General features: G+C 70.8%; 14 protein-coding genes and 3 tRNA genes. 10 read left to right on the forward strand and 7 right to left on the reverse strand.

Translation table 11 applies throughout. The features are described from left to right. Window positions 1-1,155 carry an acyl-CoA dehydrogenase family protein gene (locus tag INP57_RS04900; protein ID WP_200068853.1) on the forward strand — a complete coding sequence of 385 codons (1,155 nt, stop codon included), beginning with the start codon at window positions 1-3 and terminating at the stop codon, window positions 1,153-1,155. A 135-nt stretch (window positions 1,156-1,290) separates the two neighbouring features. On the opposite strand, the gene INP57_RS29350 is transcribed toward INP57_RS04900, so the two are convergent. After that, complete coding sequence (locus INP57_RS29350; RefSeq protein WP_295144161.1) at window positions 1,291-1,767, reverse strand: hypothetical protein; 477 nt, start codon at window positions 1,765-1,767, stop codon at window positions 1,291-1,293. A 112-nt stretch (window positions 1,768-1,879) separates the two neighbouring features. Here INP57_RS29350 and INP57_RS04910 point away from each other — a divergent pair, with 112 nt between their 5' ends. The 9 genes from INP57_RS04910 to INP57_RS04950 all read left to right on the forward strand — a co-directional run bounded on the left by INP57_RS04910 (window position 1,880) and on the right by INP57_RS04950 (window position 9,679). Further along, entirely contained in the window at window positions 1,880-4,918 is a 3,039-nt protein-coding gene (locus INP57_RS04910; protein ID WP_307849915.1) for an arabinosyltransferase domain-containing protein, read from the forward strand. Window positions 4,919-4,996: 78 nt separating this feature from the next. Beyond that, on the forward strand, window positions 4,997-5,737 hold the full coding sequence (locus INP57_RS04915) for a TIGR04282 family arsenosugar biosynthesis glycosyltransferase (RefSeq protein WP_200068854.1): 741 nt from the start codon (window positions 4,997-4,999) through the stop codon (window positions 5,735-5,737). Next, a complete protein-coding gene (locus tag INP57_RS04920) occupies window positions 5,734-6,339 on the forward strand; it encodes a class I SAM-dependent methyltransferase (protein ID WP_233626937.1) in 606 nt (201 codons plus the stop codon). Before INP57_RS04915 ends, INP57_RS04920 begins: the two co-directional genes overlap by 4 nt. A 9-nt stretch (window positions 6,340-6,348) precedes the next feature. Continuing rightward, window positions 6,349-7,374, forward strand: coding sequence for a YncE family protein (locus INP57_RS04925; RefSeq protein WP_200068855.1), 1,026 nt, complete (start codon window positions 6,349-6,351; stop codon window positions 7,372-7,374). A 418-nt stretch (window positions 7,375-7,792) separates the two neighbouring features. Further along, window positions 7,793-8,035 (forward strand): hypothetical protein, encoded by a 243-nt coding sequence (locus INP57_RS04930; protein WP_200068856.1) that lies wholly within the window; start codon window positions 7,793-7,795, stop codon window positions 8,033-8,035. Between the two features lie 447 nt (window positions 8,036-8,482). After that, window positions 8,483-9,094, forward strand: coding sequence for a TetR family transcriptional regulator (locus INP57_RS04935; protein WP_200068857.1), 612 nt, complete (start codon window positions 8,483-8,485; stop codon window positions 9,092-9,094). Window positions 9,095-9,410: 316 nt separating this feature from the next. Beyond that, window positions 9,411-9,483 (forward strand) — tRNA-Glu (locus tag INP57_RS04940). A gap of 16 nt (window positions 9,484-9,499) precedes the next feature. After that, a tRNA-Asp gene (locus tag INP57_RS04945) sits at window positions 9,500-9,576 on the forward strand. Between the two features lie 29 nt (window positions 9,577-9,605). Then, window positions 9,606-9,679 (forward strand) — tRNA-Phe (locus INP57_RS04950). Window positions 9,680-9,745: 66 nt separating this feature from the next. On the opposite strand, the gene INP57_RS04955 is transcribed toward INP57_RS04950, so the two are convergent. The 6 genes from INP57_RS04955 to INP57_RS04980 all read right to left on the reverse strand — a co-directional run bounded on the left by INP57_RS04955 (window position 9,746) and on the right by INP57_RS04980 (window position 14,638). Continuing rightward, window positions 9,746-11,062, reverse strand: coding sequence for a tyrosine-type recombinase/integrase (locus tag INP57_RS04955; RefSeq protein WP_307849916.1), 1,317 nt, complete (start codon window positions 11,060-11,062; stop codon window positions 9,746-9,748). Between the two features lie 10 nt (window positions 11,063-11,072). Continuing rightward, window positions 11,073-11,378, reverse strand: a complete 306-nt coding sequence (locus INP57_RS04960) for a helix-turn-helix domain-containing protein (protein ID WP_200068858.1) — start codon at window positions 11,376-11,378, stop codon at window positions 11,073-11,075. Beyond that, window positions 11,375-12,622, reverse strand: a complete 1,248-nt coding sequence (locus INP57_RS04965; protein ID WP_233626940.1) for a DUF3631 domain-containing protein — start codon at window positions 12,620-12,622, stop codon at window positions 11,375-11,377. The genes INP57_RS04960 and INP57_RS04965 overlap by 4 nt, the downstream gene beginning before the upstream one ends. A gap of 29 nt (window positions 12,623-12,651) precedes the next feature. Beyond that, the gene (locus INP57_RS04970) at window positions 12,652-13,662 is read right to left on the reverse strand and encodes a bifunctional DNA primase/polymerase (RefSeq protein ID WP_200068859.1); all 1,011 of its coding nucleotides are present in this window, start codon (window positions 13,660-13,662) and stop codon (window positions 12,652-12,654) included. A gap of 20 nt (window positions 13,663-13,682) precedes the next feature. Next, window positions 13,683-14,294, reverse strand: a complete 612-nt coding sequence (locus tag INP57_RS04975; RefSeq protein ID WP_200068860.1) for a GGDEF domain-containing protein — start codon at window positions 14,292-14,294, stop codon at window positions 13,683-13,685. 86 nt (window positions 14,295-14,380) lie between these two features. Beyond that, complete coding sequence (locus INP57_RS04980) at window positions 14,381-14,638, reverse strand: hypothetical protein (RefSeq protein WP_200068861.1); 258 nt, start codon at window positions 14,636-14,638, stop codon at window positions 14,381-14,383. Between the last annotated feature and the right edge of the window lie 33 nt (window positions 14,639-14,671).

Raw genomic sequence — 14,671 nt, forward strand, 5'->3', positions numbered from 1 at the left:
ATGATCGACCACCGGCTCAGCGAGGAGCACGAGGCACTGCGCGACTCCGTGCGGACCTTCGCCCGCAAGGAAGTCGCTCCGGTCATCGGCGACTACTACGAGCGCGCCGAATTCCCTTACCCGCTGGTGCGCACCATGGGCTCGATGGGGCTGTTCGGGCTGCCGGTCGAGGAGTCCTACGGCGGCATGGGCGGGGACTACTTCGCGCTGTGCCTGGCGCTGGAGGAATTGGCCAAAGTGGACTCCTCGCTGGCGATCACGCTGGAGGCCGGCGTTTCCCTCGGCATCATGCCGATCCGCCGCTTCGGCGACAGCGCGCAGCGCGGGCGCTGGCTGCCCGGCCTGTGCAGCGGGGAGGTGCTCGGCGCGTTCGGGCTGACCGAACCGGGCGGCGGCTCCGACGCGGGCGCCACCCGGACCACCGCCGCGCTGGACGGCGACGAGTGGGTCATCAACGGCTCCAAGTCGTTCATCACCAACTCCGGCACCGACCTGACCGCGTTCGTCACCGTCACCGCCGTCACCGGCCGGAAACCCGACGGTGGCAAGGAGATCTCCACCATCGTCGTGCCCTCCGGCACGCCAGGGTTCACCGTCGCGCCGAAGTACTCGAAGGTCGGCTGGAACGCATCGGACACCCACGAACTCGGCTTCGACGACTGCCGGGTGCCCGCCGCGAACCTGCTCGGCGAACGCGGCCGCGGCTACGCGCAGTTCCTGTCGATCCTCGCCGAGGGGCGGATCGCGATCGCCGCGCTGGGCACCGGGCTCGCGCAGGGCTGCGTCGACGAATGCGTGCGCTACGCCGCGGAACGCGAAGCCTTCGGCCAGCACATCGGCGAGTACCAGGCGATCCAGTTCAAGATCGCGGACATGGAGTTGCGCGCGCACACCGCGCGGCTGGCCTACTACGACGCGGCCTCGCGGATGCTGCGCGGCGAACCGTTCCGCAAGCAGGCCGCGCTGGCCAAGCTGACCTCGTCGAACGCGGCGATGGACAACGCGCGGGAGGCCACCCAGATCTTCGGCGGCTACGGGTTCATGAACGAGACGCCGGTCGGTCGGTTCTACCGCGACGCGAAGATCCTGGAGATCGGTGAAGGCACCAGCGAGGTGCAGCGGATGCTGATCTCCCGGGAGCTCGGCGTCGGCTGAGGCGCGGAAGAGCTGCCGGTGAAGGCGGTCGGGGGGCGCCTTCACCGGCAGCAGGATCCGGGGTTTCGGGGGGAAGTTCGGGGAAAGCGTGCTGCGGTTTCAGATGGGGGTTCGGGGGTCGGATCGGGCGGGGGGTCAGCGCAGCGGACCGCGCGGAATGGTGATCTCGGTGTCGGTCTCCGCGGCCGGGAAACCGTAGTGCGCCGCGGGATCGCCGCCGAACCGGCGGGTGTCCTCCTGCTGCGGCCAAGCGGGCGTGCCGTCCGGGGTGTGGTGCGTCCGCATCGGTTCCGGGTCGGCCGGTGCCGGGCTGGGCGAGTCCGACAGGTGCTGCATCACCCAGTCCCTGGCCAGCGCCGCTGGCGAGGTGCCGCGCCGGGCCGCGATCTCCTTGAGCTGCTCGTTGGCCATCAGCGGCAGCCGCAGCTGGTAGACCTGCGAGCCGCCGAACCGCTGACCCGTGCCGGTGGTCTCGTTGCTGCTGTCCTCCTCCGGCGCGAGGGCTGCGAGGTAGGAGTCCATTTCGTGATCCGGTTCCTCGGGCTGCTGGTTCGCGGGCCTGCCGCGTTGTTCCTGCTGCCGTAGTCCGGCCTTGATTCGTCCTAGAGCCACGCCGGACACGATAACGGTTCTATTGCGAACGACCGAGCCTTGTGTGGTCACTCACCGCCCGCGTGTCGGCCTCGGCCGCAGGGCCGCAGCACCGGGATGGCAGTGTCCGGGCGTGTCCGCGCATCCGAACTCCGCCGCCGGTTCCCCGCTGAGATCGGCTCCCGCGCTGGTCATCGGCATCCTCGGGTTGCTGGCGGCGGTGCTGCTGCCGTTCGCGCCGGTGCTCGCCGACGAGACCACCGTGACGTGGCCGAAAGCGGGCGAGTCCCCGGAATCCACCACCGCGTTCTTCGTCCCGTACGCGCCCGCCGAAACCCACGTCGACGTCCCGTGCCCGGTGGTGCGCGCAGCGCAGGCGCGTCCAGAACCGGCGACGCTGGTCTCCAGCACCAACCCCGGCGCGGCTTCCAAGGGCTTCGCGCTCGTGACCGCCGACGGCGATCTGCTGGTGCAGATCGGCGGCAGGCAGGTGCAGCGCACCCCGATCCCGGCGGGTGACTGCTCGGTGCGGCTCGACGCCACCGGCGACGGCAGCACGGTCCGCGTCGGCGCGAACACCTCGCAGTACCCGCAGGACCGGGTGCGCGAGGTCTTCGCGTTCGCCACCGACCTGTCCGGCGATCAAGGCGACGGGATGACGGTCCGGGCGCGGACCAGCACGTGGTTCGAGAGTTCGCCGACCGGCGGGAAGATCGCGCTGATCGCCGTGCAGCTCGCCCTCGCGGCCGCCGCGCTCGTCCTGCTCGGGCGGGTGCGGGTGCGTCCCGCGGACTCGTCCGACGAACCGGCGACGTCCGATTCGTCCACTGCGGACTCGAGTCGCATCCGCCGCTCAATGCGCTGGGGCGTAGACCTGGGGATGCTCGTCGCACTGCTCGCGTGGACGCTGCTCGGGCCGCGCACTCCCGACGACGGGTTCACCGAAGGCATCGTCCGCAACGGGCTCGGCTCCGGCGCGTTCACGAACTACTTCCGCTGGGAGAACGCGGCCGAATCACCGTTCACCGCGGTGCTCCACCTCGTCCAGCCGCTGATCGCGGCGCACGCGAGCCCGCTGCTGCTGCGGGTGCCGAGCCTGATCGCGGTGCTCGCCACCTGGCTGCTGCTCAGCCGCGGTGCACTTCCGGTGCTGCTGCCGGAGCACGCGCGGCGACCATGGGTGCGGGCCCTGCTGGCCGGCGCGCTGCTCGTGTGGTGGCTGCCGTTCGACCTGGGGGTGCGGCCGGAGCCGTTCGTCGCGTTCGGCGCGACTGCCGTGCTCACGTGCGTGCTGCGCGGCCTGCAGCGCGAGAGCCTGCTGCTGCTCGGCTGCGGCGCGCTGGCCACCGGCCTCACCGTGGCCGTGAACCCGGTCGGGCTCACCGCGGCAGCACCGCTGCTGATCCTGGCCCCGCGGATCCGGCGGACGTTGCGCGCATCGGGAGCGCCGTGGGGCGCGTTCGCCCTCATGGCGTGCCTCGCGGCGGTGGGGCTCGTGGCGATGTTCGCCGATCAGTCCTGGTACGGGGTCAGCAGAGCCACCGAGCTGCACCAGTTCTACGGGCCGAACGTGCCGTGGTTCGAGGAGATCCGGCGCTACGAGTACCTGCTGGGCTTCGATGACGAGCAAGGCGGTCTCGGTCGCCGATTGCCGGTGTTGATCACGTTGCCGCTGCTGGCTTGTGCTGGACTGCTGCTCGCGCGCGGCGGGCGCGGGCTGCCCGGCCTGCGCAACGCGCACGTCGCGCCGGTGTCGCTCGCGGTGGCGCTCGGGCTGCTGTGGTTCACGCCGTCGAAGTGGACGCATTACTTCGGAGCGCTCGCGGGCATCGGAGCCGTCGCGTTGACGGTCTCCGCGGTGCTGCTGGTGGCCGCGCGGAACGAGCTGGTCGGGTTGTTCGGCAGCGTGCTGCTGGTGATCGGCGTCAGCGTCGCGTTCGCCGGCAAGAACGAGTGGTTCCTCTACGGCGATTTCGGCGTGCCGCACGAGGAAACGCCGTTCGCGCCGTTCAACAGCCCGCTGCTGTGGATCGGGCTCGCAGTGGTGCTGCTGATCTTCGGCAGGCGGCATTGGCGCGCCGCGCTCGGCCGGATGCCCGCGTGGCTCGGCGGGCTGGCCGTCGCGACCGGAGTGGCGGTGCTGCTCGCCTCGTTCGTCATCGCCCCCATCCGGCAAAGCGACGGCTACTCCGTCGGCGGGCAGAACATCGATGCCTTGACCGGCGACGACTGCGGCATCGTGGACGAGGTCGTGACCACCACCGACGTGCGCACGCTGGAACCTTCCGGCGGCACCGACGAATCCACCGGGTTCACCGAGCTCGGCGGCTACGCGAAGAACTCGCCGCCGCCGTCGGCGCCCGGTAGCGGCAGCGCCAAGAACCTCTGGGGCAGCCTCGACGGCGGCGCCGCCGGTACCGGTGAACTCACCACGCGCTGGTTCGGCCTGCCCGAGCTGCGGCAGAACCAGGAACTCACCGTCTCGGCGGCCGGTCGCACCGGCGACGGAAACCGGCTGGTGCTGGAGTTCGGCCGCGACGCCCAGCCGCTCGGGCAGCGGGTGCTGGACGACTCCGGCGACGACCGCGCCGCGCGGCGCACCTATCCCAGCGATCGCGTCGTGGAAGACACGCCGCAGGATCACCCGTCCTGGCGCGAGCTGTCCGTCCGCGACGTGCCGCCGGAGGCGAACACGGTGCGGATCAAGGCCGTCGACGCCACGGTCGACTCCGGCGGGTGGCTCGCCACCACTGGTCCGCGCGTGCGCGACATCGCGCCGCTGCGGGCTTCCCTCGGCCGCGGACCGACCTACGTCGACTGGTCGATGATCTGGGACGCGCCGTGCGTCCGACGCACCCCCCGCGTGTCGGGCGGGCTCGCGCAAGCACCGACGATGCTGCTCACCCCGCCCAAGGAATTGGGATTCGACGGCCAGGCGTCGTTCGTGCGCGAGATCGGCGGGGCCTTCGCGGGCATCCGGCAGGTCGGCCGGGAAACGACCATGGCGACCCGGTTGCTGGGGGCCGAGGACGAGCCGCTGCACCAGGATTGGGGAAGCCTGGTGCAAGTCGACTACCCGATGCGCCGCGACGCCTACGACACCGCGACCAGCTCGCAACGCCGCTGGGGCTGGGAAGGGGACCGGACCCCGCTGGGCTACCCGCCGGCCTGAGACGAATTCCGCCCAATCGGCGCACTGATCGGCTCCGAAATGCACATGTAGACATTTCACCGACCGTGGAGCGCCGCCATGCCGGAGTCCGACTGTCCGCCGCCCGCCCAGCGGGAAGTCCCCGCGGAGGCGGCGATCCTGGTGATCGCCAAAGCCCCCGAACCGGGCAAGGCCAAAACCAGACTGGCGCCCGCGGCAGGCGCTGCGGCCGCCGCCGACATCGCCGCAGCCAGCCTGCTCGACACCCTCGAAGCCGCCGGTGACGTCGCAGGCGGGCGGACGTTCGTCGGGTGGACCGGCGACCTCGGCAACGCGGCGCGCGCCACCGATGTCGCAGAGGCCCTGGCAGGCGTGACGGTGTTCCAACAACGCGGCGACGGTCTCGGCGAACGGCTCGCCGCCGCGCACAGCGACGTCGCGGCCGCGTTGCCCGGAGCTCCGGTGCTCCAGATCGGCATGGACACCCCGCAGATCACCAGCGCCCTGCTCGAAGCGGCGCTGGCCCGCCTGGCGCGCGGTCCCGCGCAGCGCCTCCCGGACGCGGTGCTCGGACCCGCCGAGGACGGTGGCTGGTGGGGCCTCGGGCTGCGCGACCCGCGCCACGCCGACGTGCTGCGGAACGTGCCCATGTCCCGGCCGGACACCGGCGAGCACACCCGCTCCGCGTTGCTCGGACGCGGACTTTCGGTGCTGTCGCTGCCCGCGCTCGCCGACGTGGACACGATCGACGACGCCCACCAGGTCGCCGCGCTCGCCCCGCGAACCCGCTTCGCCGCCGCACTGAGCGACGTGCCCGCGCCGGTCGGGGAGGCGCGTTGAGCGCCGCGTTCGACGCCGTCCTGCAGGGCCGCGCCAGCGTGCTGGAGCACGACAACGGCACCACCACCGAGCTGCAAGTGCGGCGCTGGTTCGCCGATCCCGACGACCTCGATGCCCGGTTGGTGCGGCGCTGCCGCGGCAGCACGCTGGACGTCGGCTGCGGACCGGGCCGGTTCGTCCGCGCGTTGGCGGTCCGCGATGTACCGGTGCTGGGGATCGACACCTCACCGGAGGCCGTGCGGCTCACCACCGGACACGGCTGCCGCGCAATGCTGGGCAGCGTTTTCGACGACGTGCCGGACGAAGGCGAGTGGCAGCACGTGCTGCTCGCCGACGGGAACATCGGCATCGGCGGGAATCCCGTCGAACTGCTCGGGCGGGTGCGGGCGCTGCTGCGCCCGGGCGGGACCGCGCTGATCGAGACCGGTTCTCCCGGAACCGGGCTGCGCACCGGCTCCGCACGACTGCACCGCGGTCCGTGGTTCCCGTGGGCCGAGCTCGACACCGACACGCTGCGCCGGTTGGGCGAGGCCGCCGGTTTCGCCCTGATCTGGACGGCGCAGGACCGCCACCGCTGGTTCGCCGAACTCTCCCGCGGCTGAGGAAAACCCATGCGCAAACCCGCCTTGCTGTTGTTCGCGATCGCTACCGCGCTCACCGGATGCGCCGCGCCACCCGCACCGCCTCCTCCGCCACCGCCCGCTGCGCCGCAGCCGCTGCCACCGCCGGCCGAACCCGAGCAAGCGCCCGCGCAGACCGCGGCCACCGGTGACCTTTCGCTGCCCGCGGGCGCTCCCGAAGGCGCGGTGGTCGAACCGGGCTCGCGCACGCTCGTCGTGGCGCTGCGCGAACCCGACCGGCTCGCCATGGTCGACCTCGACACCCGGCGGGTCGACGTCGTGCCCGCACCCGGGGCGGCCCGGCACCTGGTCACCGGGCGGCCCGGCGAAGTCCTGGTGCTCGGGGAGAACACCGGGCGAGTGGCCCGGGTGGCCGTGCCGAGCGGACAGGTCCTCGGCGAGGTCCCCGTCGGCCCGCAACCGCACGACGCCGCGCAGGTCGGCGAAACCGTGTTCGTGAGCAACGAGATGGGCGGATCCGTCGGTGTGGTGCGCGACGGGCGGATGGTGCGGGAGCTGCCCGGCTTGGCCCAGCCCGGCGGCCTCACCGCCACCGGCGGGCGCATCGCCGCCGTGGACGTCCGCGGCAACCGGCTGCACGTGTTCGACGCGTCGACGCTGCGCGAGGTCGCGGTGCTGCCGGCAGGTCTGGGGCCGAGCCATGTCCGGCCGATCGGCGAAGGCCGCGTAGCGGTGGCCGACACGCGCGGACATGCGGTGCTCACCTTTTCGGTCACCGGGCGGCCGCGGCAGCTCGGCGCCGCACCGCTGCCCGGGCGGGCGTACGGCCTGGCAACCGACCCGGCGCGCGGCAGGGCGTACGCGACCTCGGCGAACACGAACCAGCTCGCGGTGCTCGACATCCGGCCGGATGGGACGCCCGCCGCGCCGCGGTTGCTTCCCGCGGTGCAGCAGCCCAACGACGTCGCGGTGGATCCGCGCAACGGCGACGTCTGGGTGGTCGGCACTGCTCGGGCGGAGCTCCAGGTGCTGCCCGCCGCGCGTCTGAGCGGATGACCGACGGTGTCGACACACTTGCCCCGAACAGCGGAGGACCCCCACGCCAGGGGGAGGAGCGCGGGGGTCGGAGGGGATCTCCACAGTCGCTGACCGGGGGTGTGTCAGCGACCTGATTGTGGCACGCGCTCCCTGATTTGGGGAGGGATTCGCGGAGAACCGCACCGCTTGCGCCGGACCCGTTCCCTCTGGCGAAACGCGCAGCGCCGCCGACCGCTCGCGGGCGCCGGCTACCGCCCGTGCGTCCGATGTGGATCGCTTGTCGGGTGTCGCCGGAGCGGGCTCGCTGGGTGATTCCGAAGTGGATCGATCAGAGCGTCTGATTACGCAGCGTCCTAAACGAATCACTCTGTGGGGGGCTGCGGCTGTTGACAGCCTGTGGATAACCTGCGGCCGAAACCCGAGCCGGGGAGGCGTCATGTACGGGTCGCTGGACGTGCGAAAGTTCCTGTGGCAGCAGGAGGAAACCGCCCACCGAGGATCCTCGGCGGTGCCCGCTCCGCGCAGCGGTGAGCCCGCCCGGATCACCGCCGACCAGGTGCACAGAGCGCGCATAGCGGTCGCCCGCAGCGCGGCGGACACCGAGGACTGCCGGCTGCTGCTGGACATGCTCGGACTCGTCCCGGACGACGAGGACGGCGAGCCGCCGGTCATCCGCTGAACCCGCGGCCGCGGCCGGAAACGGTTGCGGTGTCGGCGAACCGCGCTGCGCGGTGTCGGACTCTGCTACTTCGGAGAAGCGCACCGTCCGCGGCCGCGCCTGCTCGGCGGCGATCCCGGGAGCGGATCGGCGATCCGGCGTGCGGAACCTTCCCCGCGAGGCGTGCACCCCCCGGTCGCCCGCCTCGCGGGGGAAGGAACCGGCCGAGCCGCGCCCGGCCTGCGGGAAACATACCGCGAGGTTTCTTTCCCGTTCCGTCCAGGTCACCGCTCGGTCCCGCAGTGGTCACCGGTGTGACACGGGCACGGCGCATGGGCAGCCGACGGTGCAGCGCGGTAACTTCGCGTGGCGTAGTTGATCATCCTTTCGTGGACTGCGTCACCGCATTGGTGAATGTCACCGCTCGCGCAGCGGCGCGGTCCACGTTCCAGCCGCCGGAGCCGCGCCATGCCCCAGCAGCGCCGGGCGCAAGTCACCCGTCGTGCCATCGTCATCGCTGCTGCCGAGGAGTTCGACCGCACCGGCTACGAGGCCACGCCGTTGAGCGCCATCCTTCGCCGCAGCGGCGTCACCAAAGGCGCGTTCTACTTCCACTTCCCGTCGAAGGAGGCGGTAGCCGCCGCGCTGGTCCGCTTCCAGTCGCAGGCGTGGTCGAAGGTCTGGCAGCGCTGGACCGAACGCGGACTCGACCCGCTGACCACCGCGGTCGGCATCGTCGACGAGGCGGTGCGGATCCTGGAGCGGGACGTGGTGATCCGCGCGGGCACGCAACTGGCGCAGCGCGACAACGGCTCCGCGCTGGACTGGGAGCAGCGGCTCGGAGAGCTGTTCCGGCGTTCCGCGCAGCGCGGCCTGCTGCGTTCCGGGGTCGATCCGGTGGCGGCGACCCGCGTGGTGCACGCGGCCCTCGTCGGCGTGCGGGTGCTCGGCGCGCAGCGACGCGCGACCGGCATGACCCAGCAGATCGGCGACGTGTGGCGGGTGATGCTCGGCGGTATCGCCAGCGCGGAGTGGTTGCGGGAGAACCCGTCGGTGAGCGCTCCCCCCGCTGGCCGCTGAGAGCGGCGTCACACGATCCGGTTTTTAGCCGCGGAGCGCCTCCGAAGCGCTCGCCGACCCCGCTCGGCCACCTCCGCCGGCTGCCCGGCGCCCATCGAAGCACCCCGGCTGAGGCGTGAAAAACGCTGGTCAAAGCGCTACTATTAGGCATTGTCGCGGCCGCTCCGGCGGCCGCGGGAGGGCGGCCCGCGCGCAACGGACCCCCCGGTTTGGAGCCCGCCAAGGTCGTGTCGTAAGCTTTAATCACTCCGAACGGGGCGCCCCGCGAAGGGAAAGCCGGTAGGAGGCAAGGCCGGGTCGGTTCCGAATCGGCCAAGCCCCCATCGTCTAGCGGCCTAGGACGCCGCCCTTTCAAGGCGGTAGCGCGGGTTCGAATCCCGTTGGGGGTACGCTACAACAGCACATGGCCCAGTGGCGCAGTTGGTCAGCGCGCCGCCCTGTCACGGCGGAGGTCGCGGGTTCAAGTCCCGTCTGGGTCGCCAGAGCGATCGGCTGAGGAGCCGGGCGCCACGGCCAGGTAGCTCAGTTGGTACGAGCGTCCGCCTGAAAAGCGGAAGGTCGGCGGTTCGACCCCGCCCCTGGCCACCGCTCATACCAGCAAAAACGAGCCCCACCACTTTCGGTGGGGCTCGTTTGGTCTCAGTTTTGGTCTCAGTTGTCGTTCCACAGGAGCGCGTTGAGCCGGTCGGCGACGTCTCGCCGGATCTCGTCGGTGACGTGCATGTAGCGCTTCTTCATCGTCGGGGTGGACCAGCCCATCAGCTCCATGACCGTCCGGTCGGGGACTCCGAGGATCAGCAGGGTGGTTGCTGCGGTGTGACGTGCGTCGTGCAGTCGAGCTTCACGAACACCAGCCTCCTCCAGCAGTTCCTTCCACTCGTCGAGGTCCCGCCGCGGGTCGAGCGGTTTGCCGTTGGGCTGTGTGAAGACGAACCCGCCTTCGTGCCACTCGGTGCCTGCTAGGTCCCGTTCGGCCTTTTGCTGCTCTTCATGCTGCAAGAGGGTCTGGAACAGCTCGTCAGGCAATCCGATCGTGCGCCGCCCCGCAGAGGACTTCAGCTCCACCAGGACAAGGCCGCCGCCGTGCCGCTTGGGGCACCACCTTGCATGGTCGGTGCAATCCTGCGGGCACGGTGGTGGGCACGCGCGAGTGTGGCGCTTGCAGGTCGGCGGGCACGGCTTGACCTTGTGGTACTTCGCGCCGCACGTGTGCGGATCGGAGCAGCCGTGCTCCCAAGTTCGGCGCTGTATCGCTTCTCGGATCTTCAGGGCCTTCTTGCGCCGGTCGAAGTGTTTCCACTTGAGTCCCAGCGCCTCGCCCTGGCGGATGCCCAGAGCGAGTGCGACCACGTACCGGACTCCATTCCGCCGTTGAAGAGCGGCCTTGAGCACCTGTTGGACCTCGTCGGGATCCAACGGCTCGATCTCTTCTTCCTCAACCCTGGGAGCCTTGGCAAGCGCTACCGGGTTGCGGTGGATGTAGCCGCGCCGCAGCGCTTCACCGAAGGCGGTCCGGGCGGTGCGGTGTGCTTGGTGCACCGTCGCCGGTTGGTATCCGGCGTCCAGCATCTTCCGGTACAGCTTCTCGAAGTACTCCGGGTGTTGCTGGATGCGGTCGAGCCGATGCGCACCGATGCCAGGGTTCAGGTGCTTGTAGATCGCAGTGCGGTATCCGCGCAGCGTCTTGTATCGAACCGTCAGCGGCGCGACCTCCTCCACCCAGTAGGTCAGCAGATCTTCGACTCGTCGGAACCTCGTACGGCCCGGCTGGTCAACCCTCCCCTCGGCACGGGCGCGTTCGAGTTTTTCGACTTCGTCGACAACCTCATCTCGGTCCTTACGCTGCACGTGTCGTCGAATGGGCTCGCCGTCGTCGGCAACGCCCATCGTGACCCGGCCGTGCCAATAACCGTTAGCGCCCAGGTAGATGCTCGAGCGGCCGTTGGCGTTCCTGGCCTTTTTCTCCACACGAGGCTCCTCAGGCTGCTTGTTGCTGGCTCGGGCGTTCCTGGATGAGTCGGGCCGCGTACTGATCGATGGCCTCCTTGGGGATACGGCGGAGTCGGCCGATGTGAACTGATTCGAGTTCGCCGGAACGGACCAATGCGTAGGCGGTGGTACGGCCGATGCCGAGTTGCTGGGCGGCTTCCTCGACGGTGAGCAGCACTCGGCTCGGCAGGGAGCGGACCGTCCGTTCTTCCACTGGTGGGGCGGGCTCTTCCTCGGCCAGCAGCGCGGCGAGCTTCGCGAGGGTGGCGGCGATCTCGGTGGAGCGGTCGGTCACGCGGCTCCCTTCTCGTCGGTGGTGGGGGTGCCCGTCCCAGCCGTCCCAGGCGTCGCGATGCTGGTCAGGTTGGGACGGCTGGGTTCGGTGGGACGGCTTAAGCCGTCCCAGAGGGTCAAGCCGTCCCGCGCTGAGCTGGGCGGAGACGCTTGGGACGGCGGGGACGGCTCGCCCTCGTCGGCTGGGCAGTAGCGGTTCCAGGCGTCGTGGAAGTCGCTGCGGCGGTAGCCCTTCGCTTGGCTGCCGTCGGGGAAGCGGACGTTGCCGGACTTGATGTCGAACTCGGTCAGTAACTTGGCGAGCTTGGCTTGGGTGAGCCCATGGCTGCCGTAGTCGTGCCACGGGGCTTCGGGGTCGGCGTTGAGCTGCCGCGTGAGATCGGCGCTGGAGATTTCTGACTGGTCGCCGAAGACCGTGCGGCAGTCGATAAGCAGGCGGGTGCGCAGGGTTCCTTCGTTGTCGCCTTGGGCTTCGGCGATGAGCGCAAGGGCTGCTTGCCTGGCACGGTCGGGCCAGTCACCGCCCGCGTGGTCAGCGACGACGATCAGCGGTTCCCACGTGTCAGCCGCACGATCCTCGACGGGCATCGAGGGCGCGGCGCGCTCCAGGACGGGAAGGTCGCTGCGGAGCCAGTTGCCGACCTGTTCGGCGAGTTCGAGCAGCGCCGGGCGGTCGCGCCGGTGCCGGTAGGGCAGTACCGACTCGCCGGGTGCGCGGCGGCGCATCCGCACGATCACGGCGCGGTCTTCGATGGTGTCGGGCATCGTGCCGATCCCGGCTAGGGCCGCCATGGCGAAGGTGGGGATGGATTCGACTTGGTGGGTGGCGGCGTCGTAGCGCTTGGCCGGCCGGTTGCGTTGGTGCCCGGCGTTGAGCAGACCCCGTAGGTCTTCGTTCGCTTCGGCGTTGGCGCCGAAGATGGTGTCGGCTTCGTCGACGAGCATGGTGGGTGGGTCGTCGGTGATGGAGCGGTAGACCGCGGCGGTGCTGGCGTTGACGGTCAGGAATGGGTCGTGGCTGGTGGCCTCCACAACGTCGAGCAATCGCGATTTGCCGCAGCGCTTCTCGGGGGCGCGGATGACCAGCCGCGGGGCGTGTGCCCAGGCGGGTTGTGCGTGGGTGGCGGCGATCCAGAGCACGACGGCATTGGTGGCGTGCTGGCTGGGCAGGATCACGTACCGAGTCAGCGCGTCGTGCAGCTCGTCGAGCAGCGCGTCTCCGGGCCAGGCGGGTTGAGGCGTCATCAGGGGTTCTCCAGGGGTCGGGGTTGTGGTCATGCGGTTCGGCCGAGGCCGCACAGTGAGTCGGGGCCGTCCTGGGTGCCGCGGCGCCAGCCGCGGACGGCGTTGCGGCGAGCGGTGGTCTCTTCGGTCGGTTTGCCGGTGCGCTGGCGGCGGCGGATGGCGGCGTTCACGAGTGCGTCGATGGCGTCGTGTTCGGCCCAGGGGGCGGTGTCGTGGGTGGCGAGGTTGGCCAGGCGTCTGGCGGAGGCGTAGAGCAGGCGCCACCGCTCGCCATCGCGGTTCTCGACCTTGCTCAGTTCGTCTCCCCAGATCCGGTCCCAGTAGCCGGGGGCGTGGTTGCCCGTCCGGATTGCTGCGAGGTTGGGAGCCTCGGGCCGTTTGATCGACGGGCGCGGCGGCGCGACACGGCGGTACAGCCACGCGGGTAGCGGTGCGATGTCGGTGGTGTCGGAAATCCGCGTGTAGCTACCGGCGGAGTCTTCCGGCGGTGTGGTGATCGAAGAGCCGGGCGCGACGACGTAGCCGCCGTGGGCGCGGACGTCGATTTGGTGCCCGACGCGGCCGGTGGCGTCGCTGGTGACCTCCAGCCCTTCCGGGGCGCGGAAGAAGAGGTGTCGCCCGCCGCTGGGGGTCTCGACGGTGAGTGTGTCCGGCCAGGCCGCACCTTCGGCCGTGGTGAGGGCGTGGAGGGCTACCAACCCGTCTGCGGCGAGGGTGGGTACGTCACGCGTGGCCGGTTGCGGTGGCTTGGACTTGCGGTCGAGATCGAGCACGACCAGCCCGGAGGGTCCGGTGCTGATGCCGACGTTGGCGCGGGGCGTGTGCGTCCACCAACGCCGGAGCATGGCCGGATTCGTGGTCGCTGCGAGGTAGCCATGGCACGGCCGCACTGCGGTCCGGCACCGGCACTCGCCGGGCGTGCACTGGTCGGCCTTGCACGGCAGGCAGTTGCCGAAGGGCCGCTTGCAGGACGGGCGCAGCGGGAAGACGTGCAGCCCGTGGCGGGCGAGCCATGTGGCTCGGTCAAACGATGTCGTCATGTGGTGCTCCCTGGAGTGGTTCATGCGGCGTGGTCGGGCGGCGGCAGATCGCGGGGGCGCTGTGGCCGCCCGGTCGGCAGCGACGGGACGCGACGGGCCTGCTTGGTGTGCTTGGTCCGGTACATCCGGCGGTCAGCCGCGCCGAGCAGATCGCCGAGCGGAGTTCCGGCTTCGGCGACGGCGTGTCCAACGCTGCCGAGTGCGGTGATCGAGCGGCCGCCGACATCGAGGGGTTCGGCGAGCGCGGCGGCGATCTCTGCGGCCCGTTGCCAGGCGTGCGCTCGGTTCGGGATGCGGCCGAGGTGCACGGCGAACTCGTCGCCGTGCAGCCGCACCGCCCGTTCACTGGGCTCGGTGGCCTCAGCGAGTCGGGCACCGACGGCAGCCAGGATCTTGTTGCCGTAGTCGTGGCCGTGGGTGTCGTTGATGGCTTTGAACTGGTCCAGGTCGATCAGCAGCACCCCGACCAGCCCCGAGCGACCCATGCGGCGGGCGTGGCGTCGTAGGGCGGCGCGGTTGCCGAGCCCGGTCGTCTCGTCGGTGTGCAAGCGACGGTGCAGCGTGAGGGTGGTGGCGGTGGCGATGGCCGCCCATCCGGCGGTCGCCAGCGGCAGGGTGATCTCTGCGAACATGCGATGCGCCTCCTGCGCAGGGGGTGACGTGGTCGCGCCCGGCTTCTCTGGCCAGAGTTGGGCGGGCGGGACCGCGGCTCTGTCGGTCAGCGGTTGCGGCGGTTGTCGCGCTGCACGCGGCGGTAGGCGTTCCACGCCTTGAGCCCGATGCGGGGCCGTAGTCCGGTGCCGCCGCAGGGCGGGCAGTGGCGGAGGGCGCGGATGAACGGGGAGCGCAGCTTGCCTTCGCCGTGGCAGGTGCGGCAGGGCTTGAACGGCCAGAGTTTGCAGCTCGCGATGTAACCCAGAGTAAAAAGCGTGAGGGTCAGGAGCAGGAACACGGTGGTGGAGCCGTCGGGGGTCACAGATGCCTCCTGGGCGGTTTTGGGCACAGGTCG

Origin of the sequence: Saccharopolyspora galaxeae, assembly GCF_016526145.1 — a bacterium.
Taxonomy (GTDB): Bacteria; Actinomycetota; Actinomycetes; order Mycobacteriales; family Pseudonocardiaceae; genus Saccharopolyspora_C; species Saccharopolyspora_C galaxeae.